Annotated in this window: 25 protein-coding genes and 1 riboswitch; of the genes, 16 read left to right on the top strand and 9 right to left on the bottom strand. The window is 66.9% G+C overall.

Annotated elements, in window-relative coordinates; all coding sequences use genetic code 11:
* Nucleotides 1-21: 21 nt before the first annotated feature.
* The gene (locus H7X47_RS09740) at nucleotides 22-786 is read left to right on the top strand and encodes a maleate cis-trans isomerase family protein (protein WP_193368462.1); all 765 of its coding nucleotides are present in this window, start codon (nucleotides 22-24) and stop codon (nucleotides 784-786) included.
* A 1-nt stretch (nucleotide 787) separates the two neighbouring features.
* On the opposite strand, the gene H7X47_RS09735 is transcribed toward H7X47_RS09740, so the two are convergent.
* Nucleotides 788-1699, bottom strand: a complete 912-nt coding sequence (locus H7X47_RS09735) for a LysR family transcriptional regulator (protein ID WP_193368461.1) — start codon at nucleotides 1697-1699, stop codon at nucleotides 788-790.
* A gap of 92 nt (nucleotides 1700-1791) precedes the next feature.
* On the opposite strand from H7X47_RS09735, the gene H7X47_RS09730 reads away from it, so the two are divergent.
* Together H7X47_RS09730 and H7X47_RS09725 are read left to right on the top strand one after the other, a co-directional pair.
* Nucleotides 1792-2448 (top strand): pyridoxamine 5'-phosphate oxidase family protein, encoded by a 657-nt coding sequence (locus H7X47_RS09730; protein WP_227010340.1) that lies wholly within the window; start codon nucleotides 1792-1794, stop codon nucleotides 2446-2448.
* A gap of 176 nt (nucleotides 2449-2624) precedes the next feature.
* On the top strand, nucleotides 2625-4094 hold the full coding sequence (locus H7X47_RS09725; RefSeq protein WP_193368460.1) for an MltF family protein: 1470 nt from the start codon (nucleotides 2625-2627) through the stop codon (nucleotides 4092-4094).
* An 18-nt stretch (nucleotides 4095-4112) separates the two neighbouring features.
* Here H7X47_RS09725 and H7X47_RS09720 read toward each other — a convergent pair whose 3' ends face one another.
* The gene (locus H7X47_RS09720; RefSeq protein WP_193368459.1) at nucleotides 4113-4481 is read right to left on the bottom strand and encodes a winged helix-turn-helix transcriptional regulator; all 369 of its coding nucleotides are present in this window, start codon (nucleotides 4479-4481) and stop codon (nucleotides 4113-4115) included.
* A gap of 145 nt (nucleotides 4482-4626) precedes the next feature.
* Here H7X47_RS09720 and H7X47_RS09715 point away from each other — a divergent pair, with 145 nt between their 5' ends.
* From H7X47_RS09715 to H7X47_RS09700, 4 genes are read left to right on the top strand one after another with little or no spacing between them, the layout of a single operon-like run.
* Complete coding sequence (locus H7X47_RS09715) at nucleotides 4627-5085, top strand: GFA family protein (protein ID WP_193368458.1); 459 nt, start codon at nucleotides 4627-4629, stop codon at nucleotides 5083-5085.
* 5 nt (nucleotides 5086-5090) lie between these two features.
* A complete protein-coding gene (locus H7X47_RS09710) occupies nucleotides 5091-5546 on the top strand; it encodes a GFA family protein (protein WP_193368457.1) in 456 nt (151 codons plus the stop codon).
* A gap of 43 nt (nucleotides 5547-5589) precedes the next feature.
* Nucleotides 5590-5784 carry a DUF4169 family protein gene (locus H7X47_RS09705; protein WP_193368456.1) on the top strand — a complete coding sequence of 65 codons (195 nt, stop codon included), beginning with the start codon at nucleotides 5590-5592 and terminating at the stop codon, nucleotides 5782-5784.
* Between the two features lie 9 nt (nucleotides 5785-5793).
* The gene (locus H7X47_RS09700; protein ID WP_193368455.1) at nucleotides 5794-6753 is read left to right on the top strand and encodes a DMT family transporter; all 960 of its coding nucleotides are present in this window, start codon (nucleotides 5794-5796) and stop codon (nucleotides 6751-6753) included.
* On the opposite strand, the gene H7X47_RS09695 is transcribed toward H7X47_RS09700, so the two are convergent.
* Entirely contained in the window at nucleotides 6750-8192 is a 1443-nt protein-coding gene (locus H7X47_RS09695) for an FAD-binding oxidoreductase (protein WP_193368454.1), read from the bottom strand. The genes H7X47_RS09700 and H7X47_RS09695 overlap by 4 nt on opposite strands.
* 49 nt (nucleotides 8193-8241) lie before the next feature.
* On the bottom strand, nucleotides 8242-9243 hold the full coding sequence (locus tag H7X47_RS09690; RefSeq protein WP_193368520.1) for an L-threonylcarbamoyladenylate synthase: 1002 nt from the start codon (nucleotides 9241-9243) through the stop codon (nucleotides 8242-8244).
* 107 nt (nucleotides 9244-9350) lie between these two features.
* Nucleotides 9351-9515: riboswitch (FMN riboswitch) on the top strand.
* A gap of 89 nt (nucleotides 9516-9604) precedes the next feature.
* Between H7X47_RS09690 and H7X47_RS09685 the strand changes: the two genes are divergently transcribed.
* The 7 genes from H7X47_RS09685 to H7X47_RS09655 all read left to right on the top strand — a co-directional run bounded on the left by H7X47_RS09685 (nucleotide 9605) and on the right by H7X47_RS09655 (nucleotide 16666).
* Entirely contained in the window at nucleotides 9605-10108 is a 504-nt protein-coding gene (locus H7X47_RS09685; RefSeq protein WP_193368453.1) for a 6,7-dimethyl-8-ribityllumazine synthase, read from the top strand.
* A 92-nt stretch (nucleotides 10109-10200) separates the two neighbouring features.
* Complete coding sequence (locus H7X47_RS09680) at nucleotides 10201-10959, top strand: sulfite exporter TauE/SafE family protein (protein WP_227010338.1); 759 nt, start codon at nucleotides 10201-10203, stop codon at nucleotides 10957-10959.
* A gap of 247 nt (nucleotides 10960-11206) precedes the next feature.
* Complete coding sequence (locus H7X47_RS09675) at nucleotides 11207-12235, top strand: Bug family tripartite tricarboxylate transporter substrate binding protein (protein WP_193368452.1); 1029 nt, start codon at nucleotides 11207-11209, stop codon at nucleotides 12233-12235.
* Between the two features lie 135 nt (nucleotides 12236-12370).
* Nucleotides 12371-12877: a hypothetical protein gene (locus tag H7X47_RS09670; RefSeq protein ID WP_193368451.1), complete on the top strand. Its 507-nt coding sequence runs from the start codon at nucleotides 12371-12373 to the stop codon at nucleotides 12875-12877.
* Nucleotides 12878-12893: 16 nt separating this feature from the next.
* On the top strand, nucleotides 12894-14420 hold the full coding sequence (locus H7X47_RS09665) for a tripartite tricarboxylate transporter permease (protein WP_193368450.1): 1527 nt from the start codon (nucleotides 12894-12896) through the stop codon (nucleotides 14418-14420).
* A gap of 1 nt (nucleotide 14421) precedes the next feature.
* Nucleotides 14422-15702, top strand: a complete 1281-nt coding sequence (locus H7X47_RS09660) for an LVIVD repeat-containing protein (RefSeq protein ID WP_193368449.1) — start codon at nucleotides 14422-14424, stop codon at nucleotides 15700-15702.
* A gap of 34 nt (nucleotides 15703-15736) precedes the next feature.
* On the top strand, nucleotides 15737-16666 hold the full coding sequence (locus H7X47_RS09655; RefSeq protein WP_193368448.1) for an alpha/beta hydrolase: 930 nt from the start codon (nucleotides 15737-15739) through the stop codon (nucleotides 16664-16666).
* 6 nt (nucleotides 16667-16672) lie between these two features.
* On the opposite strand, the gene H7X47_RS09650 is transcribed toward H7X47_RS09655, so the two are convergent.
* The 5 genes from H7X47_RS09650 to H7X47_RS09630 all read right to left on the bottom strand — a co-directional run bounded on the left by H7X47_RS09650 (nucleotide 16673) and on the right by H7X47_RS09630 (nucleotide 22160).
* Nucleotides 16673-18433: a SulP family inorganic anion transporter gene (locus H7X47_RS09650; protein ID WP_193368447.1), complete on the bottom strand. Its 1761-nt coding sequence runs from the start codon at nucleotides 18431-18433 to the stop codon at nucleotides 16673-16675.
* Nucleotides 18434-18467: 34 nt separating this feature from the next.
* Nucleotides 18468-20150 carry a bifunctional protein tyrosine phosphatase family protein/NAD(P)/FAD-dependent oxidoreductase gene (locus H7X47_RS09645; RefSeq protein WP_193368446.1) on the bottom strand — a complete coding sequence of 561 codons (1683 nt, stop codon included), beginning with the start codon at nucleotides 20148-20150 and terminating at the stop codon, nucleotides 18468-18470.
* 79 nt (nucleotides 20151-20229) lie between these two features.
* The gene (locus H7X47_RS09640; RefSeq protein ID WP_193368445.1) at nucleotides 20230-21093 is read right to left on the bottom strand and encodes an MBL fold metallo-hydrolase; all 864 of its coding nucleotides are present in this window, start codon (nucleotides 21091-21093) and stop codon (nucleotides 20230-20232) included.
* Between the two features lie 32 nt (nucleotides 21094-21125).
* A complete protein-coding gene (locus tag H7X47_RS09635; RefSeq protein ID WP_193368444.1) occupies nucleotides 21126-21326 on the bottom strand; it encodes a YgaP family membrane protein in 201 nt (66 codons plus the stop codon).
* Between the two features lie 171 nt (nucleotides 21327-21497).
* Nucleotides 21498-22160, bottom strand: a complete 663-nt coding sequence (locus H7X47_RS09630; RefSeq protein ID WP_193368443.1) for a Crp/Fnr family transcriptional regulator — start codon at nucleotides 22158-22160, stop codon at nucleotides 21498-21500.
* A 247-nt stretch (nucleotides 22161-22407) separates the two neighbouring features.
* Between H7X47_RS09630 and H7X47_RS09625 the strand changes: the two genes are divergently transcribed.
* Both H7X47_RS09625 and H7X47_RS09620 read left to right on the top strand, forming a co-directional pair.
* Nucleotides 22408-22902: a hypothetical protein gene (locus H7X47_RS09625; protein ID WP_193368442.1), complete on the top strand. Its 495-nt coding sequence runs from the start codon at nucleotides 22408-22410 to the stop codon at nucleotides 22900-22902.
* A gap of 112 nt (nucleotides 22903-23014) precedes the next feature.
* Nucleotides 23015-23500 carry a GFA family protein gene (locus H7X47_RS09620; protein WP_193368441.1) on the top strand — a complete coding sequence of 162 codons (486 nt, stop codon included), beginning with the start codon at nucleotides 23015-23017 and terminating at the stop codon, nucleotides 23498-23500.
* The last annotated feature ends 557 nt before the right edge of the window (nucleotides 23501-24057 follow it).

Here is a 24057-nt window from a genome sequence, read left to right as displayed (position 1 = left end):
CTCTCGGGGAAGGGGTGCCGCTTGCGTTTGCCGTTCGTCACTGAGCCGGAAGATGCCGATGTCCGCTTCGGCCTCGTCGTCCTGCAGACCGATGAGGTCATCGAGGGCGAGTTCCCCCGGCTGCTCTCCGCGCCGCTGGGCGCCGGCGGCCTGCGTCTGCACTATACCCGGGTGCCGAGCGGCCACGAGGTGACGGCGGAGAGCCTGGCGGAGATGGAGGCGGCATTGCCGGCGGCAGTGGCCCTGCTGCCGCAGGAAGCGCCCTTCGATGTCATCGCCTATGCCTGCACCTCGGGCGCCACCATCATCGGCGAGGAACGGGTGGCGGAGATCGTCCGGCGCGACCGGCCCGGCGTGGCGGTCAGCAATCCGCTCACCGCCGCCAAGGCGGCGCTCACGGCGCTGGGCGTGCCCCCCCTCGGCTCCGCCACGCCCTACGTGGCGGAGGTTTCGGAGGCCATGCGCGACAACCTGGCGGCGGCCGGCTTCGAGACGGCCGCCTTCGGCTCCTTCGAGGTGGCGGTGGAAGGCATCGTCGCGCGCATGACCGCGGAGAGCATCCTGGACGCCATCGTCGCGGTGGGGGAGGCGGCCGACTGCGACGGCGTCTTCGCCGCCTGCACCAACCTGCGCGCCGCCGGCATCATCGAGGCGGCCGAGGCGCATCTCGGCAAGCCGGTGATCACCAGCAACCAGGCGCTGGCCTGGCACATGCTGCGCCTGGCCGGCAACCAGGCAGCGCTGACCGGTTGCGGGCGGCTCTTCACCCTGCCATTGGGGAAATAGGTCAGGCGCGCGCCAGCAGGCGATCGGCGTCGCCGCGCAGGCGTTCGGCGGCAAAGTCGATGAAGCTGCGGGTCTTGGCGGCGGCGCGCCGCCCCTCGGCATGCAGCAGGTGGATCGGGATTTCCTCGTCCTCGAAGTTGCCCAGCAGTTCGACAAGGCGGCCCTCCGCCAGGGCATCGGCGACCTGGTAGGACAGCACGCGGGTGATGCCCCAGCCCGCCAGCGCGGCGTCGATCACCGTCTGCAGACCGTTCACGCTGAGCCGGGGGGCGACGCGCAGCGCGCGCCGCTTGCCGGCCTTGGTGAAGGTCCAGCTCGGCACCTCGCTGACGCTGGTGGAAAAGATCAGGCGGTGGTCGCGCAGGGCCTCCGGTGTCTCCGGGGCGGCGTGACGCTCCAGGTAGCCCGGCGACGCCACCACGACGCGCCGCAGGGTGCCGACCCGGCGCGCGGAGAGGGAGGAGTCGGGCAGCTCGCCGATGCGCAGGGCCACGTCCAGGCCTTCGTCCAGCAGGTTGACGTTGCGGTCGATGAACAGCGCTTCGGCGGTCACCGCCGGATAGGCGTCCAGGTAGTCGCGCAGGACGGGCGCCAGGATGTGCTGGCCGAAGAGCACCGGCGCGGTAAGGCGCAGATGTCCGCTGGGCGCCGTGGTGGTGCCCAGCGCCGCTGTCTCCGCCTCCTCCAGCTCGGCCAGGATCCTGACCGCGTCCTCGCGCAGCCGCGCCCCGGCTTCGGTCAGCGCCACCTGCCGCGTGGTGCGGGTGAAGAGCTGCACGCCCAGGCGGCCCTCCAGCGCCGTGACCAGGCGGGTCACCGCCGGCGGCGACATCTTGAGACGCCGCGCGGCGGCGTTGAAGGCGCCGGTTTCGGCCACGGCGACGAAGGTGGTGAGTTCGCGGAAGCGGTCCATTGTTTCATTATATGGAATAGTGAGTTCTTTGCACTTGCTATTCTTTCAGGCGTAGCGGGATGCCATCTTTAAGGGGAGCAGAATAGCCTCCCTTGCAGCCCCGAACGGAGACCGTCATGGCCCGCGCCTTCGCCGAGATCACCTTCACCCCCGCCGTGCTGGCCGAGCAGGAGCGCCAGGGCACCGCCGGGAACTACGCCAGGTTTCTCAGCCCCGAGGCGGCGCCGGCCGACGCGATCGGCCCGGCGGAGGCGGACTTCATCGCGCGGCGCGACGGCTTCTTCCAGGCGACCGTGGGCGAGAACGGCTGGCCCTACGTGCAGTTTCGCGGCGGGCCCGAAGGTTTCCTCAAGGTGCTGGACGAAAAGACGCTGGCTTATGCCGACTTTCGCGGCAATCGCCAGTACATGAGCGTCGGTAACCTGCGCGCCGACGGCCGGGTCTCGCTGATCCTGGTCGACTATCCCAACCGGCGGCGCCTGAAGGTCTGGGGCGAGGCGCGCATCGTCGACATCGAGGAAGATCCCGAACTGATCGCCGGGCTGCACGACCGCAGCTACCGCGCCAAGCCGGAGCGGGCCATCGTCATCACCGTGGCGGCGCTGGACTGGAACTGTCCGCAGCACCTGCCGCAGCGCTTCACCCTGGAGGAACTGGAGCCCGCCCTGGCGCCGCTGCGCGCGGAGTTGGAGCGTTTGCGCGCCGAGAACGCCGAGCTGCGGCGTGACGCGGCGGCCGGTGCCGGCTGAGCGCCCAATCCTGTCGGCTTTTCCGCCCTTCGAGAAAGCGTCATGTCGGAATCTTGGCGGCTTCGCACTGCCCCCGAACCCTAGGGCGCCGGGCGCGGCAACTGTAGCCGTGAGCGGAAGCCTGCTATACTGGCGCCTTGTGGCGGGCTGCAGCCGCGCGCTCTGGGGGCAAGGTGATGCGTCTCTTTCCGCTTCTACTTCTTCTTCTGTTGAATTTTGCCGTCTGGCAGCCGGTAACGGTTTCTGCCGAAACGGGGCCGGCCGCTGGGCCCGGGCTTGACGCGGCTGAAGAGGACCATCTTCTCGAGCTTGCACAGCGGTCGTGGACCGGTGACCTGGACGGCATTCTCGAGCGCGGCTTTGTCCGCGTTGCGACGGCCAACAATCCCCTCTATTTCAGCGCCGATGGCATCGACCGGCGCGGCCTGGCGGTTGAGGTCGCGCGGGAACTCGAGAAGTTCCTGGCGAAGGCGTACCCGAAGAAGGGTCGGCACATCAACGTTGTGCTGCTGCCTATGGCCCGTGACGCCCTTCTGCCTGCGGTCATCGAGGGAAGGGCGGACATTGCCGCAGCCAATCTGACGATCACAGCGGAACGCAGCGGGAAAGTCGCCTTTACCGACCCGACCAATACGGGCGTGCGCGAGTTGGTGGTGACCGGCCCTGCGGCCACGGAAGTCTCCAGTTTCGACGACCTTGTCGACATGAAGCTGCACCTGCGGCGGTCGAGCAGTTATTTCGAGCATCTGGGCGCTCTCAACGCAGAGCGCGAGGCGGCGGGCAAGGCGCGCATTCCCGTTGAGGAGATGGATGAGTATCTCGAAGACTATGACCTGCTGGAGATGGCCAATAGCGGCCTGCTGCCGGCCATTGTCGTCGACAGTCACAAGGCGGCCGTCTGGCAGCAGGTGTTCGACAAGATCAAGGTGCATGAGAACCTGGCGCTCAACGAGGGCGGGGAGATCGGCTGGGCGGTGCGCAAAGAAAATCCCGGGCTGCTTGCGGCGACGAACAAGTTCATTCAGACGATCCGCAAGGGCACCATGCTCGGAAACGTTCTGATCAAGCGCTATGTGAAGAACCCCAAGTGGATCGAGAACGTCCGTGCGGAAGACGCGCTGGGGCGATATGAGCAGACGCTCGACATCATTCGCAAGTATGCGGCCCAGTATGATTTCGATTGGCTGATGATCACCGCACAGGGGTATCAGGAGTCGAAGCTGGACCAGAGCAAGCGCAGCAAGGTAGGAGCCATCGGCATCATGCAGGTCATGCCGCAGACGGCGAAGGACCCCAACGTCAATATCCCGGACATCACGAAGACCGACAACAACGTGCATGCCGGCGTGAGATACCTGCGATTCCTGCGTGACACCTACTTCGACGACCCGGCGATCTCGCCCCTGGACCAGACGCTTTTCTCCTTCGCCGCGTACAATGCCGGTCCAGGCAACATGAACAAGGCACGGCGCCGGGCGGCGAAGATGGACCTCGATCCGAATGTCTGGTTCAACAATGTAGAGATCGCCATCGGCAAGGCGGTCAGCCGTGAACCGGTCATCTACGTCCGCAACATCTACAAGTACTATGTTGCCTACAAGTTGATCGAGAAGACGCGTGCCGGCCGCAAGTCAGCGGCGCAGTAGGCGCGGTGAGGCCCGCCGTCAGATCTTTCGTTTCATGAAGGAGTCGGGCGGCGTCCAGGTGCCGGGCACCGTCTTGTTGGCCCAGCGGCAGATCTCCTGCAGTACCGGCAGCAGGGCCTGTCCCTTCTCGGTCAGCAGGTACTCGTAGCGCGGCGGGCGCTTCTGGTAGGGCTTGCGCTCCACCAGGCCGGCGGCCTCCAGGCCCGCCAAGCGGTCGCTCAGCACCGAGGTGGTGATGGCTTCCGGCGAGTCGAGGAACTCCGCGAAGCGCTTCTTGCCGATCATCATGTCGCGCACGATGATCAGGCTCCAGCGGTCGCCCAGCGTGTCGAGTGTCGCGGCGATCGGGCAGTTCGAGCGCGACTCGCGTCTTGAGGTCCGGGCCATAGCCTCTTGTATTCCATCAATCCCGCAGTCTGTCATCTTTGGCTAGTAAATTGTCACTTGCAAGTCACTAGTCAATGACCCTATACCCTTCCTCTGTTCCGGGACGGCGGCGCCTCCCGGAGGCAACGCACAAGGGGAGCGCGATATGACCGAAACGCCTGCGAAACCGCTGACCGGGGGCTGCCTCTGCGGCGCCGTGCACTACGAGATCACGGCCGAACCGATCCTGACCGGCCACTGCTATTGCGAGGATTGCCGGCGAACCAGCGGCACCGCCCATGGCACTCATGTCATGGTGCCGGAAGAAAGCTTTGCCATGACCGGCGCGCTGAGCGCCTATGACCGGCCGGCGGACAGCGGCAATATGGTCAGCCGGCGGTTCTGCCCGACCTGCGGCTCCGCGGTCTTCTCCACCAACAGCGGCATGCCCGGGTTTTCCTTCGTGCGCGCTTCCAGCCTGGATGACCTGGATGCGGTTACGCCCAGTGCTGTGGTCTACGCAAGCCGCGCCCCGCGGTGGGATCCGGTGGACCCGTCGCTGCCGTCCTTCGCCGAGATGCCGACGGAGGCCGAACGCCAGGCGATGACCAGCCAGGAGGGGTAAAGGAAATGGCCGGCGATCAGCAGGTTTCTCTCGCCGGCGGCTGCCTCTGTGGGGCGGTGCGCTACGAGGCCGCCAGCAAACCCCTTGTGGCGGCGCACTGCTATTGCATCGACTGCCGGAAATCGAGCGGCACCGGCCACTGCACCCATGTGGTGGTGCCGGCGGCGGCGTTTTCCCTCAGCGGCGAGGTGCGGCACTACGACCACCCGGCCGACAGCGGCAATGTGGTGCGGCGGCACTTCTGCCCGACCTGCGGCTCGGCGCTCTATTCGACGAATGCGGCCGGGGGAGAACTCGTTTTCCTGCGCGCCTCCAGCCTCGACGACCCCGACGCCGTAACCCCGGGCGCCTCGGTCTACGCCAGCCGGGCGCCGAAGTGGGATCCGGTGGACCCGGACCTGCCGTCCTTCCCCAAGATGCCGAGCCAGGAACAGCGCCAGGCGATGCTTCAGCGCAAGTAGCGTGGCTGCTGACAGGTCGGAAGACTTGCCCTAACATCGCCCCATGAGCGAGATCATCAATCTGCGGCAGGCGAAGAAGCGCCGGGCCCGCGCCGAAAAAGAAGCGCAAGCCGCGGCGAACCGCACCAAGTTCGGCCGCACCAAGGGCGCGCGGAAGAAGACCGAAGCCGAGCAGAAGAAGGCCGAGCGCGCGCTCGCCGGCAAGAAGCTCGACGCCAAAAAAACCGATCTCTACTGACCCGCCGCTTTGTCTTCCGATCAGGTTTCCTCACCGCAGAACCGTCCAACGGCCGGGGGCGCTTCGCCGCTGGTCGCCGCCCTGCTGCTGACGATCTCCTCGGCCTGCTGGGGCGGCAATATCTTCATCGGCCGCGCGGTGCATGCCGAGGTGCCGCCGGTGGGCCTCAGCTTCTGGCGCTGGGTGCTGGCGCTGGCCATTCTGCTGCCCTTCGCCTGGCCGAGGGTCAGGCGCGACCTGCCGGAGATCCGCCGCCATTGGAAGAATCTGGCGGCGTTCGCCTTCTTCGGCATGGCGGCCTTCCACACCTCGCTCTATCTCTCGGTGAACTACACCACGGCAACCAACGCGGCCCTGCTGGTCGCCATCTGCCCGGTGCTCGTGCCGCTGCTCTCCTGGGCGCTCTACCGCGAGCCGATCACGCCGCGCATCCTGCTGGCCATCGCCGTCTCCCTGGCCGGCGTCACGGTGGTGATCCTGCGCGGCGACCTCGCGCATCTGCGCAGCCTGACCGTTAACAAGGGCGACTTCATCATGCTGGCCGCCGTCTTCTTCTGGTCGATGTACACGGTCCTGGTGAAGCGCCGGCCCGCCACGCTGCATCCGCAGTCGCTGCTGGCGGCCACCATGGCCCTGGCGATCGCCATGCTGCTGCCGGTCTATCTCTGGGAACACGCCTTTGTGCGGCCCATGCCGCTAACGCAGGACTCGCTGCTCACCATCGTTTACGTGGTGTTCTTTGCCTCGCTGCTGGCTTTCTTCTGCTTCAACCGCGGCATCGAGGTGCTGGGCCCCAACAAGGGCGGCCTCTTCATGCACCTCATCCCGGTCTTCGCCGCGCTGCTCGCTTTCGTCTTTCTGGGCGAGCGGCTGGAGGGTTTCCACGCCGTCGGCATCGCCGCCATCGTCACCGGCATCGTGCTGGCGACGACGGCAAGGAGTGGGGCAAAGCCGGCGCCGGGCCGCTAAGGCTTGATTACCTTGCCCGGATTCATCAGGCCCTCGGGGTCGAGCGCCTGCTTGACGGCGCGCATGAGGTCCATTTCGACCTCCGACTTGAAGCGCGCGTTCTCCTCCCGCTTCAGGTAGCCGATGCCGTGCTCGGCGGAGATCGAGCCGCCCATTTCCACCACCAGCTCGTGCACCGCCTCGTTCACCTCTTTCCAGCGGGCGAGGTAGGCTTCGCGCTCGGCGTCTTCGGGCTGCGAGAGGTTGAAGTGGATGTTGCCGTCGCCGACGTGGCCGAAGGGCACCGGGCGGACGCCGGGCACCATCTCCTTCACCAGTGCCGTCGCGCGGGCGATGAACTCCGGTGTCTTGGAGACCGCCACGGAGACGTCGTGCTTGATGGAGCCGCCTTCGAACTTCTGCGCCTCGACGATGCCCTCGCGGATGGCCCAGAAGGCCGTGGCCTGGCGCTCGTTGGCGGCCAGCGCCGCATCGCTGACCAGGCCGTCTTCGATGGCGGCGGCGAGGAATTCCTCCAGGCTTTCGCGCAGGCTGCCGTCGGCGCGCCCCGAGGCCAGCTCGATCAGCACGTACCACTCGCTCGCTTCGGTCAGCGGGTCCTCGATGCCCTCGACGTGCTTCAGCGCGAAGTCCAGGCCGATGCGCGGGATCAGCTCGAAGGCGTTCACCCGGTCGCCGGTGGCGGCGCGGGCGCGGCCCAGCAGCTCCACCGCGGCGGCGGGATCGTGCACGGCGACGAAGGCCACCTCGGTTTCCGCCGGGCGGGGGAAGAGCTTCAGGCAGGCGGCGGTGATGATACCCAGCGTGCCTTCCGCGCCGACGAAGAGGTGCTTCAGCGCGTAGCCGGTGTTGTCCTTGCGCAGGGCGCGCAGACCGTCCCAGATGCGTCCGTCCGGCAGCACCACCTCCAGCCCCAGCACCAGGTCGCGGGCGTTGCCGTAGCGCAGCACGTGTACACCGCCGGCGTTGGTGGAGAGGTTGCCGCCGATCTGGCAGGAGCCCTCGGCGCCGAGACTCAGGGGGAAGAGGCGCTTGGCCTCCGCCGCCGCTTCCTGCACCTGGCTCAGGATGCAGCCGGCCTCGACGGTAATGGAATAGTCGGTGGCGTCGACCTTGCGGATACGGTTCATGCGTCCGAGGCTCAGCAGCACCGCGCCGTCCTCGGCGAAGGGGATGCCGCCGGCGACCAGGCCGGTGTTGCCGCCCTGGGGGACGATAGGCACGCCGGCTTCGCGGCAGAGGGTCACCGTGGTGGCGACCTCCTCGGTCGTCGCCGGGCGCACCACGAAGGGCGCGGCGCCTTCGTATCGTCCGCGCTGCTCTTCCAGAAAGGGCGCCATGCCGTCGGCGTCGTCGATCACGGCCTTGGCGCCGAGCGCGTCGACGAGCCGCTGCTTCAGGGCATCCAGGTCGGGGGGCTTGGGGGCGCGGGCATCCATGGGAGGGAATTTAGAGATCACGGGGCGTCGTGGCGAGTCCGCCGCGTGCTCAGTCCTGGTCCTGGCTCCGCGGCGCCGCCGCCCGGCGCAGGCGGTCGTTGATGGCTGATCCCAGACCGGAATCGGGGATGGGCATGACGGCGATGTCGCGGACGTCGGCGCTGTCCAGGCGGTGCAGGTAGGCGAAGAGGTGCGCCGCCGCCTCGGTCAGGTCGCCCGAAGGACTGAGGTTCAGGGTCTCGACTGCGCCCGCGGGCACCTCCGGCCCGAAAGCCAGCAGGGCCTCGTCCCCGACAACATCTGTAGCGTCGAGCCGTACCGGATGCCCCGGCGCGTAGTGGCTGGTGAGCATGCCCGGCGCCTTTAACTCCAGGGATTCCGCGGCGTCCAGCGTTTCACGCACCTCTCCGGCTATCGGGGTCAGGTCTTGCGTCGTCACGGCGCCGGGGCGCAGGATGGTCGCTTCCGGGCCCGATAGGTCGAGCACCGTGGACTCCAGGCCCACGGCGCAGGGCCCGCCGTCCAGGATGAGCGGCACCCGCGCACCCAGGGAGGCGGCGACGTGGGCCGCCTCGGTGGGGCTGATACGCCCGGAGGCGTTGGCGCTGGGCGCGGCCAGCGGCAGGCCGCACTCGGCCAGCAGACGCTGGGCGAGGGGATGGGCCGGCACCCGCACCGCCTGGGTGTCGAGCCCGGCGCTGCACAGCAGGGAGAGGCGGCTTTCCGGGCGTCGCGGCAGCACCAGGGTCAGGGGGCCGGGCCACAAGGCGGCGGCCACCGCGCGGGCGCGGTCGTCGAAGACCACCTCGGCCTCGGCGGCCTCGGCGCTGGTGAAGTGGACGATGAGGGGATTGAACTGCGGGCGGTCCTTGGCCGCGAAGATGCCGGCGACGGCAGCGTCGGAGGTGGCGTCGGCGCCCAGGCCGTAGACGGTCTCCGTCGGGAAGGCCACCAGCTCGCCGGCGCGCAGCAGCGCGGCGGCGCGGGCAAAGGCGGCGTCGTCGGGCGGCAGGATCTCCGGCGCTTCGGGCGTGGGGCTTTCCGGGCTCATGGCGGCGCAGTCTAGTCGCTGGTGCGGGAAATGCATCCGTTGCTTTTTCCGCATTGCCTTTTGCCGGGGGCTGGGCCTAGATGACGCCGGCCGCACCTCCGGTGCGGTCACGTTCTCAGGGCGGGGTGGAAGTCCCCACCGGCGGTATGGATGCTTCGGCGTCCGAGCCCGCGAGCGCTTTTTCCAAGGCTCTGTCGATCCTTGGGAAGGGGTCAGCAGATTCGGTGAGAAGCCGAAGCCGACGGTCACAGTCCGGATGGAAGAGAGCGGAAGAGCGGTGTCTCCGCGCGACTTTGCGCGGGCGCACCGCTGTTTCCATCGCCCTGGTTCTTGTCTCTCGTGCGAAAAGAAGGAGCACAGCATGAATCAGAGCCACCCCCGGATTTCAGATGAAACCCTGCGCTCGCCGCGCATTGCGCTGGTGAAGGCGCGCTGGCACGGCGACATCGTCGACCAGTGCCAGCTCGGCCTGAAGCGGGAGCTGGCCCGCGCCGCCGCCGAAGACGGCGCTGCGGCCTACGGCCTCGAGGTCTTCGAAGCGCCCGGCGCCTTCGAAATCCCGCTGCTGGCCCGCGACCTGGCGCGCAGCGGCCGCTACGCGGCTATCGTCGCCGCCGCCTTCGTGGTGAACGGCGGCATCTACCGCCACGACTTCGTCGCCGACACCGTCGTCGGCGCCCTGATGCAGGTGCAGATGGACAGCGACGTGCCCGTGCTCTCCGCCGTGCTGACGCCGCACAACTTCCATGAGTCCGAAGAGCACCGGCGCTTCTTCCACGAGCATTTCAAGGTGAAAGGCGAAGAGGCGGCCAAAGCCTGCCTGGCCCTGCTGGAGACGCGCCTGGCGATCCGCGCGGCCGCCTGAACCCCTTCTCGCTTGCCGCCCGGAGCCTATGGGCAAAACGCCGCCGGCTGCTATAAGGGGCCGGAGAGTGTTCCTTTTGGATCCGGGCGACGATGATTGAATGGCTGGTGCCCGCCGACGTCGGACTGACGGCGTCGGCGGCCCTGATCGCGCTCAGCGCGGCGACCTCTTTCCTCACCGCGGCGGCGGGGATCGGCGGCGGCATCGTGCTGATTGCCGTTATGGCGGTGCTCATGCCGGCCCACGCGCTGATCCCCATTCACGGCGTGGTGCAGATCGGCTCCAATGCCGGGCGCGCCGCGATCATGATCCGGGGCGTCGAGTGGAAGATCCTGGCGCCCTTCTGCCTCGGCAGCCTGATCGGCGCGGCCGTCGGCGGGCTGACCGCCGTGCAGCTGCCGCCCGCTATCCTCAACATCGGGCTGGCCTGCTTCATCCTCTATGCGGTCTGGGGGCCGGTGGTCACCACGCCCGGACGCTTCAAGGTGATCGTCACCGGCGTCTTCTCCAGCTTCCTCACCATGTTCTTCGGCGCCACCGGCAGCTTCGTCTCGGCCATGGTGAAGTCCCTGCGCCTCGGCCGGCTGGAGCACGTCGCCACCCACTCCACCTGCATGGTGGCCCAGCACGCCATCAAGGTCTTCGCCTTCGGCCTGCTCGGCTTCAACTACGGGCCCTATGCGGGGCTGGTCATCGCCATGGTGCTGAGCGGCTTCCTCGGCACGGTGATCGGAAAGCACGTGCTGGTGAAGATGAACGACCAGACCTTCCACCGGGTGTTGGCGGTGCTGCTGTCGATCCTGGCGCTGCGGTTGCTCTACGAAGGCGTGACCCTGCTCGCGATTTTCTGATCCCCGCGCGCGCCTCCAAGCTTCCATAGTCTCTCTGCGCGGCCCTCCGCCGGCCTTGCCCGGGCAGGCGATTGGTAAAGCCAATTCGCAAATATTGGTTGACCAATTGGTGCATAAAATGCCGCCGCAACGCCACATTTGACTTATTTTTCAAGATCGTCGAAGCTTTAACCAATAACGGCGGGATCACCGCCAAACAGGGCCGCACGCACCGGCCAAAACACGCCTTGGGAGGAGGCAAGCAACAATGTCCAACTCACAACGGAACTCTTTTATCTCAAGCCTTTCGCGGCGCTCCCTGCTGAAGGCCGGCGCGGCGGCCGCAGTCCTGGGTAGCAGCGGCAGCCTGGCTTCGCGTGCCTTCGCGGCCGGCTATCCGGAGCGCAACATCGACGTCATCGTTCCGACTCGCGAAGGCGGCGGCGCCGATCGCAATCTGCGCGCCTTCACCGCGATCTGGAAAAAATACCTCGATACGAACTTCGAGCCGGGCTTCTACCCGGGCGCCTCGGGCCGCGTCGGCTACGAGGTCTACATGGGCAAGTACGAGCCCGACGCCTACAGCCTGATCTTCGGCAACATGGGCCCGGAGGTGCTGAACTGGGTGGTCAAGGAGCCGAGCTTCAACATCGACGACTACATCTATTGGGGCCGCGTCGATACCGATCCGGGCTGCCTCTTCATCGGTTCTGAGAGCAAGCTGCAGACACTCGACGACATCATCGCCGAGGGCAAGAAGCGCAAGCTGAACGTCGGCACCAGCCGTCTCGCGCACCCGGCCTCCATCGGCATGCTGGCACTGGCCGAGCACACCGGTATCGAGGTCACGCTGATTCCGCTTTCTGGCGGCAAGAAGACCGTCGCCGGGGCCGTCACCGGAGAGGTCGACTTCTCCGTGCTGACCTCCGGCACCGTCGCCGCGGCCGGCGATGCGGTGAAGACCCTGCTGGTCTTCAATGACAAGAACGTGCTGGGCGAGGCGCTGGACAACGCACCGACCATGAATGAGGTCTACGGCACCAACCTGCCGCCGATGCTCTCCTCGCGCGCCTTCGGCATCCATAAGGCGGCGGTCGACAAGCACCCCGACCGCTTCGAGATGCTGCAGTCGACCTTCCGGAAGGTTTTCGACGACCCCGAATACAAGGCCTCCGTGCTCAAGGCCAAGGGCCACTGGGAGTACGTGAACTACGGCGGCGTCGAGGAATGCGCCAAGTTCAAGCAGGCCATGCTGGAGCTGGGCGCCAAGTACAAGTCGTACCTGACCGGCAGCTAAAGCGTGTTCCGGACTTCGGTTCGGCGGGGGCCGGAGGCGCAGACCTTCGGCCCTCGCGCTCTCTTCTTCTTTGCTTTTGCCGGCTGCCGCGGCCGGTCCGGCCCGGCAGCGGGCGAGTAACGGGACAGTATCACTATGGCGTCGACGCAGGACAGCGACGAGAAGCGCCAGCTCGGGGGTGAGCTGATCATTCCCGTACTGGCTTTGGGATTCACCCTCTACTACATCGCGACCGTCGTCGACTCACCCTGGTCGGCGCAGTTGAATGCCTTCATGGTCGGCAGCGTGCTGATTCTGCTGGTGCTGATCTTCTTCGCCGTCGCGGCGCGCGCCCTGTGGCGCGGTGAGGCCTCCCTCGGCATGTCGAACCTGATCGAGCCCTACCACATCCTGCCCAAGCGGCTCGGCTTCATCGCCTTGAGCCTCGGCTATCTGATCGTCATTCAGTGGCTGGGCTTCACGCTGACCACCTTTGTCTTCATGGCCGCTTCCATGCTGCTGCTGGGCGGCGGCCGCCGCCCCATCCTCTGCCTGGTCTCGGCCACGATCATGGCCGCCGTCGCCCTGGTGGTCTTCGTGATCCTGTTCCAGAAGCGTTTTCCCAAGGGGCCGGTCGAGTACCTCGTCCAGGCCTTGAGCTGAGGGGGCGGGCGCAGGCATGGAAACCAGCTTCGCCTTCTTCACCGACCTCTTCCTGCACAGTCTTTCGCTGTGGTGGGTGATCATCCCCTCGATCTTCCTCGGCTTCATCGTCGGCGCTATCCCCGGCTTCAGCGCCGCCAATACCATCATCATCCTGCTCCCCTTCACCCTGGTGATGGACGTTGAGGTCGGTCTGGTCTTCATGGTCGCGCTCTACTGTGCCTCGCGCATGGGGGCGGGCATCCCGGCCATCCTGGTGAACATTCCCGGCACAGCCGGCGCGGCGGCGACGCCGCTGGACGGCTATCCCATGGTGAAGAAGGGGCAGGGCCAGATGGCGCTCTCCATCTCCTTCACTTCCTCCACCCTGGGCGGCCTGCTGACTACGGTCATCGCGCTGCTCTCCATGCCGTTGCTGGCGCGCGTCGGCTTCTACATGCACTCGGTGGAGATGGTGGTGGTGATGCTCTTCGGCATCTCGCTGATCGCCACCATCGCCTCCAAGGATACGCTGAAGGGACTGATCGCGGGCTTCTTCGGGCTGATGATCGGCTCGATCGGCGCCGACCACGTCTACGCCACGCCGCGCGGCACCATGGGTTTCCTGGAGCTCTACGACGGGGTGCCGCTGATTCCGGCGCTGGTCGGCCTCTTCGCCATCTCCGAGGCCTTCATGGTGATCGAGGGCGAGTCGATCCTCTCCGAGCATAGCCGCGACCGCCTGCAGACCGGCACCTGGCACCAGACCCTCGAGGGCGTGCGCATTACCCTGAAACGCTGGTGGCATGTCGCCTGGACCAGCCTCATCGGCCTCGTTATCGGGGTCACGCCGGGCGCCGGCGCGGCCATCGCCGCTTTCGTCGCCTACCAGCAGTCGCGTGCCTTCTCCAAGACGCCGGAGCTTTACGGCACCGGCCATCCCGAGGGACTCATCGCGCCCGAGTCCGCCAACAACGGCGTCACCGCCGGCACGCTGATCCCGCTGCTGGTGCTCGGCATTCCCGGCGGCGCCACGGCGGCCATCATGCTGGTGGTCATGCAGTACCAGGGCGTCAACACCGGCCCGCGCCTCTTTATGGAACGGCCGGAGCTCGGCTACGGCATCTTCATGGCCATGTTCACCACCTACCTGCTGATGGCCTTCACCATCCTGCCGCTGTCGCGCTACATGTCGCGGGTGACGCTGGTATCGACGACCTTCATGTCGCCCCTGATCATCGGCTTTACGCTGATCGGTTCCTTCGTGCCGCGCGAGTACATGTTCGACATGTACCTGGCCTTCGCCTTCGGCATCCTCGGCTACATCGCCCGCAAGACCGGCTATCACGTGGCCGCCATCCTGATCGGCGTCATCCTGGGCCCCCTGCTGGAGCAGTACATGCTGGTGGCCCTGCAGAAATCCGACGGCGATTTCCTGACGCTGTTTTCCTCGCCGCTGGGCAACATCCTCTGGGTGGCGCTGGTCGCTTCCTTGATTCTGCCGGCCTTCATGAAGCACCGGCAGCGCCGCCGCAAGAGCGTCTTCGCGGAGGGCGAGGGCTGACATGGCGGCCGCGAAGAAAGCGCTGGCCCGCAACCTGAAACGGGTCGGCCACCTGGACCTGCCGGGCGGCGGCCAGGTGGTGGTGCAGGACGGCTTTGCCTACATCGGCCACATGAAGCCACCCTTCGGTACCAGCATCGTCGACGTGCGCGACCCGAAGAACCCACGGGTCACCGCGCAGATCATGCTGGCCGACAATTTCTCTCACACCCACAAGGTTCGCGTGGCCGGCGACCTCATGGTTACCAACGTGGAGCAGAACCGGCGCCATTTTCTGCGCAAGGGCCAGCGCCTGCCGGAGCTGCGCGCGGTTTTGACCGCGGAGCTGGGGCGCCCGCCGGAAGACGCGGAGGTCGCCGCGCAGCTCGGCGTAGAGCCCGCACAAGTGGCCGAGCTCGACGCGGCACGGGCGCGCGGCTACGACGAGGGCGGCTTCAAGGTCTGGGACATCTCCGACAAGGCCAGGCCGCGCGAGCTGGTGCACCGGCGCACCTTCGGCTTCGGCTCCCACCGCTTCGACATGGACGCCGACTACGCCTACATCTCCACGGAGATGGAGGGCTACCTGGGCAACATCCTGGTCATCTACGACCTCAAGGACCCGGCCGACCCGCAGGAGGTGTCGCGCTGGCACATGCCGGGCCAGCATATCGCCGCGGGCGAGAAACCGACATGGCAGGGTTACAAGAACCGCCTGCACCATGCCCTGAGGGTCGGTGACGAGATGTGGGCCTCGGTCTGGCACGCCGGCTTCCGGGTGCTCGACGTCAGCGACATCACCAGGCCGAGAACCGTGGCCAGCCACGACTACCATCCGCCCTTTCCGGAACCGACCCACACCATCCTGCCGGTGGCCGGGACTGTTGCCGGGCGGCGCATCGCCGTGGCGGTGGACGAGGAGCACGACCACGTGGCCGGCCGCCTGCACGCCTTCCTCTGGGTCTTCGACGTCACCGACTTCGACAACATCACGGCCCTCTCGGCCTTCGACGTCAGCGAGCTGGACTCGCCCTGGGCACGGTCGCCGGGCCGCTTCGGCGCGCACCAGTTCCGCGAGAAGCTGGACGAGCCGCTGGTCTACGCCACCTGGTTCGCCGGCGGCCTGCGCGTGATCGATGTCTCCGATCCCTTCGCGCCCCGGGAGACGGCCCACTTCATTCCGGAGCCGCGCGCCAAGGAACCCAGCCCGCAGTCCAACGACGTCGACGTGGACGAGCATGGGCTCATCTATCTCATCGACCGCAACTGCGGTTTCGACATCTTGGAAATGACGGGTCGATAAGACCCGGCTGGCAAATCAGGAAGAAAGGTTGGCAATGAACGCACTGGCCGCGGAAAAGGATGTCGTCGGCGAAGAACACTGGACCAGGAAGGGGGAGGACGTCGATCTTTTCCTCTGGGAGAAGTACGTCGGCAAGCCGCAGGGCAAGAAGGGCACCGTGCTCTTCGTGCACGGCTCCTCCATGGCCTCGACGCCGACTTTCGACCTGCAGGTGGAGGGGCGGCCCTTCAGTTCCGCCATGAACTACTTCGCGGTGCAGGGCTACGACACCTGGTGTGTCGACATGGAGGGCTACGGCCGCTCCACCAAGACGCGCGACATCACCTGCGACATCTCCAACGGCGCCGACGACCTGGCCGCGGCCACGGACTACATCGAGAAGACGCGCGGCGGAGGCCCGCTGCTGGTCTACGGCATTTCCTCCGGCGCCCTGCGCGCGGCGCTCTTCACCCAGCGCCACCCCGAGCGGGTGAAGCGGCTGGCCCTCGATGCCTTCGTGTGGACCGGAGAGGGCAGCCCCACCCTGGAGGACCGGCGCAAGAAGCTGCCGCAGTTCCTGGGAACGAACCGACGGCCGATGGACTACGCCTTCGTGCAGTCGATCTTCAACCGCGACCACCCGGGCTGCGCCGAGGACAAGGTGGTGGACGCCTTCGCCAAGGCGATCTGCGCCCTGGACGACTCCATGCCCAACGGCACCTACATCGACATGTGCTCGAAGCTGCCGCTGGTCGACCCGGAGAAGATCCCCGTGCCGACGATCATCATGCGCGGCCAGTACGATGGCATCGCGGGCTTCGAGGACCTGACCAGGTTCTTCGAGAAGCTGCCCAACCCGGACAAGACCTTCGCGGTGATGTCGGGCATCTCCCATGCGTCCTTCCAGCAGAAGAACTATATGCTGGTCTACCACATCCTGGGCGGCTTCTTCGCCCAGCCGGAGCCGCTCTACAAGGGCGAGTGAGAGCGCTTACACCGTCGCGGCGGAGCGGGGCGGGCGGCTGGCGCCCAGGGCCTCGGCCGTGGTGATGGGATCGAGCTCGGCCAGGGCGTCGTACTGGCTGAGGAAGACCTTGCCGGTCATGAGGTCGAGGAAGTGGGAGCGCTTCAGCTTGTCCATCACCGGGCCCTTGACCTCGGAGAGGTGGAAGCTGACCCCGGCGTCCTTCAGCCGCTCATTCAGGGCCTCCAGGCTTTCCAGGGCGCTGGCGTCGACGTCGTTCACCGCCGCGCAGATCAGTACCACGTGCTTCAGCGCCCGGTCGGCTACCGCCATGTCATAGAGCTTGTCTTCCAGCCAGCGGGAGTTGGCGAAGTAGAGGCTCTCGTCGACGCGCACGCTGAGCACCGCCGGGCTGGTCGTCACCTGATGGCGCTTCACGTTGCGGAAATGCTGGGTGCCCGGCACCTGGCCGACCACCGCCATGTGCGGCCGGCTGGAGCGCACCAGGAAGAGCACCACCGACAGCAGGACCCCGGCGACGACGCCGGCTTCCACGCCGACGCCCAGCACCAGCAGGATGGTCGCCGCCATGGCCGCGAAATCGGCCTTGGAGTAGTCCCAGGTGCGCTTCAGGGCGCCGAGGTCGACCAGCGACAGCACGGCGACCACGATGGTCGCGGCCAGGGTCGCCTTGGGCAGTTGCTGGAAGAGGGGGGTGAGCAGCAGGGCGGTGAGGCCGATGCCGACCGCCGTCATGACCCCGGCGATCGGCGTGCGCGCGCCGGCGTCGAAGTTCACCACGGAGCGGGAGAAGCCGCCGGTCACCGGGAAGCCGCCGCTGATGCTGGCCGCCAGGTTGGCGGCGCCGAGGCCGACCAGCTCGCGGTTGGCGTTGATGCGCTCGCGCCGCTTGGCGGCCAGGGTCTGCGCCACCGAGACCGACTCGACGAAGCCGATCACCGAGATCAGAACCGCCGAGGGCAGCAGGTCGCGCCACAGCGCCAGGTCGAAAGGCGGCAGGGTGACGGGCGGCAGGCCCTGCGGGATCTCGCCCACGACCCTGACGCCCGCCTGGTCGAGGGAAAGGGAGTCGACCAGCAGGATGGTGGCGATGACGGCGGCCACCGGCCCGGCCTTGGCCAGGCTGTCGGCCAGCCGCGGGCCGAGGCCCAGCTTGATCAGCAGGGGCTTCAGCGACTTGCGCACCCAGAACAGGAAGACCGTGGCGCCGGCCCCGATCGCCAGGGTCGGGCCGTTCACCGCATCGATCTGCCCGGCCAGGGAACGGACCAGCTCCACCAGGGTGTGGCCGCCGGCGTCGACGCCCAGGATGTGCTTCAGCTGGCTGGTGGCGATGAGGATGCCCGAGGCGGTGATGAAGCCGGAGATCACCGGGTGGCTGAGGAAGCTGGCGAGAAAGCCGAGGCGCAGCAGGCCCATCAGCACCAGGAAGAGGCCGGAGAGCAGGGCCAGCGCAATAGCCGCGCCCAGGTATTCCGGCGTGCCGACGCCGGCGTAGTTGCCCACCGCCGCGGCGGTCATCAGCGAGACCACGGCGACCGGCCCTACGGCCAGCGCCGAGGAGGTCCCGAAGAGGGCGTAGCCGACCAGCGGCAGCATGGAGGCGTAGAGCCCCACCTCCGGCGGCAACCCAGCGAGCAGGGCATAGGCCAGACTCTGTGGGATCAGCATGATGGTGACGATCAGCGCCGCCAGGGCATCCCCCTGCAGGGCGGTGCGGTCGTAGTTCCGCACCCAGGCGATGCCCGGCAACAGGCGTTCGATCATATCCACGGTCCTGTCAGGCCGTTGCCGGCTTGCTTCAATTGACGACCTCGGGTTTCACCGCTTCCGGTTTGGCGAGCCATTCCTTGCCGCGCAGCATGGCCTTCCAGTAGATCGGCGGCAGGATCTTCTCCTTCAGCAGCCAGGCCAGGCGGCTCGGGCGCTTGCCGTTCAGCAGCCAGGTCGGGAAACTGGGCAGCAGCTTGCCGCCATAGCCGAACTCGGCCAGCACGATCTTGCCGCGCTCCACCGTCAGCGGGCAGGAGCCGTAGCCGTCGTAGTGGCCGATGGCGACGTTGCGGCCCATGTCGGCCAGTACGTTCTGGGCCACCACCGGCGCCTGCTTGCGCGCCGCGGCGGCGGTCTTGGCGTTGGGCGCGTTCATCACGTCGCCCAGGCTCCAGACATTCTCGTAGGTCTTGTGGCGCAGGGTGTTCTGATCGACGTCGACCCAGCCGGCCTGGTCGGCCAGCGGGCTGACGCGGATGAAGTCCGGCGCGCACTGCGGCGGGCAGACGTGCATCATGTCGAAGCGCCGCTCGACGCGCGTCACGTTGCCGTCGGCGTCGGTCTGGTCGAACCAGGCGATCTTGGCCGGGCCGTCCACTGCCACGAGGTTGTGGTTGAACTTCAGTTCGGCCTCGTACTTCTCGATGTACTCCATCAGCGCCGGGACGTAGTCCTTGACACCGAACAGCACGCCGCCGGCGTTGTAGAAGGCGATGTCGATGTGGTCGAGCACGCCCGTGCGGAACCAGTGGTCGGCCGAGAGGTAGAGGGCCTTCTGCGGTGCGCCGGCGCACTTGATCGGCATCGGCGGCTGGGTGAAGAGGGCGGTGCCGGCCTTGAGGTTCTTCACCAGCTCCCAGGTATAGGGCGCCAGGTCGAAGCGGTAGTTGGAAGTGACGCCGTTCTTGCCCAGGGTGTCGACCAGGCCGTCAACCTTGTGCCAGTCCAGCTTCAGACCCGGGCAGACGATCAAGCGGTCGTACTGAATGGCGCGGCAACCTTCCAGCAGCACCACGTTGCGTTCCGGCTCGAAGGCGGCGACGGCGGCTTTGATCCAATGCACTTCCTTGGGCAGCACCGAGGAAAGGGTGCGCACCGTCTCGTCGGCCTGGAAGACGCCGCCGCCCACCAGGGTCCAGCCGGGCTGGTAGTAGTGGATGTCGGCGGGGTCGATGATGGCAATGTTGAGGTCGGGCGCGCGCGCCAGCAGCGAGGAGGCCACGGCAATGCCGGCGGAACCGGCGCCGACGATGACGATTTCGAACTTGCCGTCGATGGCATCCGTCGGTGTCTTGCCCTGGTTGGCGATGCGCCGCACTACGCCGGACATGTCGTAGCCGGCGTTCTTGGCGGCCACCAGGATGTCGGCCAGCGGCATTTTGCCGGCGCGGCTCAGCGACCACAGGGTGATGGAACGCGTGCCGCTGCGGCAATAGGCGAAGACCGGCTTGGGGGCGGCCTCGAAGGTGTCGGCGAAGGTCTCCGCGTCCTCGTCCGTCACCTTGCCGCTCACCACCGGCTGGTAGTGCACCTGCATCCCGGCCTTGACCGCCGCCTCCTCGATTTCATGGAACAGCGGCTGGTCGTTGCCTTCGCCGTCCGGCCGGTTGCAGATGATGGACTTGTAGCCCTGCCGGGCCAGCTCGGCCACGTCGGCCGGCGTGATCTGCGGTGACACGGCAAAGGTCTTGTCGACTTTCTTTAGTTCCATGGAGTCCTCCTGAGGCCCCTTCGGGCAGTTACCCTTTTGGATGTTGTGTTCTTCGGCTCTTGCGGTCCGCCGTCGGCCCCTAGAGGGCGTCGAGGGGGATCTTCAGATAGCGCACGCCGTTGCCCTCGGCCGGCGGCAGGTCACCGGCGCGCATGTTGACCTGCACCGACGGCAGGATCAGCACGGGCATGTCCAGGGTCTCGTCGCGCTCGGTGCGCATCTGCACAAAGTCGTCCTCGGTGACGCCTTCGTGGACGTGGATGTTCTTCGCCTTTTCATCGGCCACGCTGGTCTGCCAGACGTATTCGTCGCGGCCCGGCGCCTTGTAGTCATGGCAGAGGAAGAGGCGCGTTTCGGGCGGCAGCGCCAGGATCTTCTGGATCGACTTGAAGAGCTGGCGCGCGTCGCCGCCCGGGAAGTCGCAGCGCGCGGTGCCGAAATCCGGCATGAAGAGGGTGTCGCCGACGAAGGCGGCGTCGCCGACGATATAGGTCGAGCAGGCTGGCGTATGGCCCGGCGTGTGCATCACCTTGGCTTCCAGCTTGCCGATGCTGAAGGTCTCTCCGTCTTCGAAGAGCTTGTCGAACTGCCGGCCGTCGGTGGCGAAGTCGTCCTCGGCGTTGAAAACCTTCTTGAAGACGCCCTGCACCGTGTTGATGCGCGCGCCGATGCCGATCTTCCCGCCCAGCTTTTGCTTCAGGTAGGGCGCCGCGGTCAGGTGGTCGGCGTGGACATGGGTCTCCAGGATCCATTCCACCGTCAGGCCCTGGGCCTTTACGAAATCAATAACCGCGTCGGCGGAATCCGTCCGGCTGCGGCCCGACTTGGGGTCGTAGTCCTTGACCGAGTCGATGATGGCCGCAGCCTTGGTCGCGGGGTCCCAGACCACGTGGGTTGCGGTAAAGGTCGCTTCGTCGAAGAAGGTCTTCACGTCGGGGTTCATGGCGTTCCTCTCAAAGTCTTCCCGGTGGGCCCTTAGGCCTGCTTGCTCTTGTTGGCGCTCGTGCAGATGCCCAGCAGACGGTAGGCGGGGCAGAAGCCGATGAAGGCCGTGACAAGAGGGATCACCCCGATCCAGCCCCAGGCGGTCTTCGGGCCGACGAACACCAGGGCGATCAGAATGACGCCGACGATGACGCGCAGAATGCGGTCAAGGGTTCCAACGTTGCGGTTCATGGGGGTCGTCTCCTTCAAGCTGGGGAGGGCCGGCATTGCGATGCTCTGCGCCGCAGACTAACGATCCCGCTACCGCTGATATGTGATTTAGTCACGAATGGGCGTGAAATTGCCTTGAGGAAGATCAATCGCCGGAAAGTGGCGGATTTCCGGGACTTTCCGGGGGGCGGCTCAGGCGCCGCCGGCCAGGCTTTCCAGGCCGGCGCGGTCCGCCAGGGCGATCTGGCCGCGGGTCAGCTCCAGCCAGCCGCGGCGCTGGAATTCCTTCAGGTGGCGGCTGACGACCTCCCGGGCCGTGCCCAGCTCGACCGCCAGGTCCTGATGGGTGGCGTTCAGGTGCCCGCTCTCGTCGGCGCGCTCCAGCAGCTTCTGGGCCAGGCGCTTGTCGATGCGTTCGAAGGCGACTTCCTCGACCACGTGCAGCAGGTCGGTGATGCGGCTGGAGTAGTCGGAGAAGACGAAGCGCCGGAACTCGGCGGAGCGGGCCATCAGTTCATCGAAAGCCGCCTTGGGCACCGCGACGGCCTGGACCGGGGTCTCGGTGATGCCCTCGGCGTTATAGGTGTCCTGCGACAGCAGGCAGGCGGTGGTCATGATGCAGCTCTCGCCGCCGGTCACCCGGTACAGCACGATCTCGCGGCCGCCGGAGGAGACCTGCTGCACCCGCACTGTGCCGTCCAGCACCAGCAGGAAGTTCTCGGCCGGCAGGCCGGGCGCGAAGACCGTGGTCCGGGCGGGCAGGGAGACGACCTGCGCCCGCTCGGCGACCAGCTTCTGCTCGGCCGCCGTCAGCTTGCCCAGCTCGGGAAAGCGGGTGATCCATTCGGGCGACATCGCAGAACTACTCCAAGACACGGTTCCGCGGAAGCTGCGGAACCGGCCCCATATTTTGGGGCCGGAAGCGGCCGGTTCAACCGCTGGACCATATCGCAGGGCGGGCGGCGCCGTCCACCGGCGGCGCAAAAGGGTTGTCCGGCCGGCAAATAAGGGGGGAGACCTTGGATTTGTGGGATTCCGCATAGGGTCCGGCGCCGGCCGCGGGCAGGCTCGGTCCGGGGAGCAATCAATGCGGGAGAGCCCAATGCAACGCCTTCGCATCATCTACTACAGCCTTCTCTTCTTCATCACCGCCCTGGCGATCACCAGCATCGCCAATGCCGAAACGATCATCGTGCCCAACCAGAACCTCGACGTGGTGATCGACGTCGATGCCTGCGACATCGCGGGACACGTGCTCTGCGGCGGCACCGGGTCCAGCGGGGCGGCGGCGGTCGGCAACGATTCCATCGTCGTGGTCTTCGTCTATGCGCGCACCGCCAATGGGCTGCCCATCACGGGCCTGGCCGAGGGCGACTTCTCCTTTACCGCCCTGCAAAACCCGGGGGGCATCAGCCTCGTCTTCGTGCAGAGCGGCGTCTGCCCGGCCTGCTTCGCCGAGTTTCCCGACGGCGTCTATCGCTTCGCCCTGCGCCCGGTCTCCGGCAACTGGGACGACGGCACCTACATCCAGGCGCTGCAGGTGACCTCGGGGGCCAACACCCGCCAGGTGGTGGTTCCCGTCCAGGTGCCGAACTGATCTGCCGTCTTCCAGCCTTGCCGGCGGTGGTTGCCTCGCATCGCCGCCGGCGGCATGCTGAGTCGGTAGAGTGGCTCGCTTGCGGAGCGAGGCTGACCGGGGAGGAAGAGGAATGAGCGAGACCGGGGGCTATCCCTTGGAAGGCGGCTGCGCCTGCGGGCAACTGCGCTATCGCCTGATGACCGGGCCGATGTACGTGCACTGCTGCCACTGCCGCTGGTGCCAGCGCGAGACCGGCTCGGCCTTCGTGCTGAACGCCATGATCGAGGCCGAACGGGTAGAGCTGCTGCAGGGTACGCCGGAGGTGGTGCTGACGCCCAGCGAAAGCGGCAAGGGCCAGAAGATCGCCCGCTGCCCCTCCTGCCACGTGGCGCTGTGGAGCAACTATGCCGGGGCCGGCGACAAGGTCCGCTTCGTCCGGGTCGGCACCCTGGACGACCCCGACCGCCTGCCGCCGGACATCCACATCTTTACCGCTTCCAAGCAGCCCTGGTTCGAGCTGCCCAAAGGCGCGCTCGCCTTTCCGGAATACTACGACCGCGAGGCCTGCTGGCCGGCCGAGAGCCTGGAGCGCCGCAAGGCGCTGCTCGGTGGTTGAGGCGCCGAGCTGCTGAGCGGGAAGCAGGTGCCGTCGCTGCGCCACTAGCGCGACGACCGTCATCCGAGGACCCTGCACGACTACAAGGCCGAACGGCGGCTCGGTGATCGCGCCGCCATGGTCGAGGTGGTGGCGTCGCTCGGTGACGCGGACCTTGTGGTCCTGGCTCACTATCTCGCGCATATAGCGAACTAGCCGGTCCATAAAGAAGTAGGCGGCGGCGCAGAGGAGTCGCTGACGGCGCGCAGAGGGAGAGCGGTGCGCAATGTCACAGCGATGCTTCACGGCGCGTGATACCCCATCCTTCTGCCGTGGCGAGAAGGCCCGGCAGTTCGTGACGAACCTGGGAAGGTTTGTGGCCAAGGAACGGGAAGCGCATCGTCGCTTTCGGATGCCCGGTTGAAGTCGCCGCCGATACGGCGGTTCAGAGACGCGGCACCTTCGGTTCGGAATTGAAAGTTGTTCGTCCGCCGCTGTTTCTGAAGACCTCTGCCCCTTTGCCTCCGGCCGCTCGGGTTTGCCGCTTGAGCAACCAGACACCGCTTGTCCCCGCCGTG

The organism is Pelagibius marinus, from assembly GCF_014925385.1.
Taxonomy (GTDB): Bacteria; Pseudomonadota; Alphaproteobacteria; order Kiloniellales; family Kiloniellaceae; genus Pelagibius; species Pelagibius marinus.
Note: the sequence above shows the minus strand (reverse complement) of the source record. Positions and strands in the feature narration are given on the sequence as shown.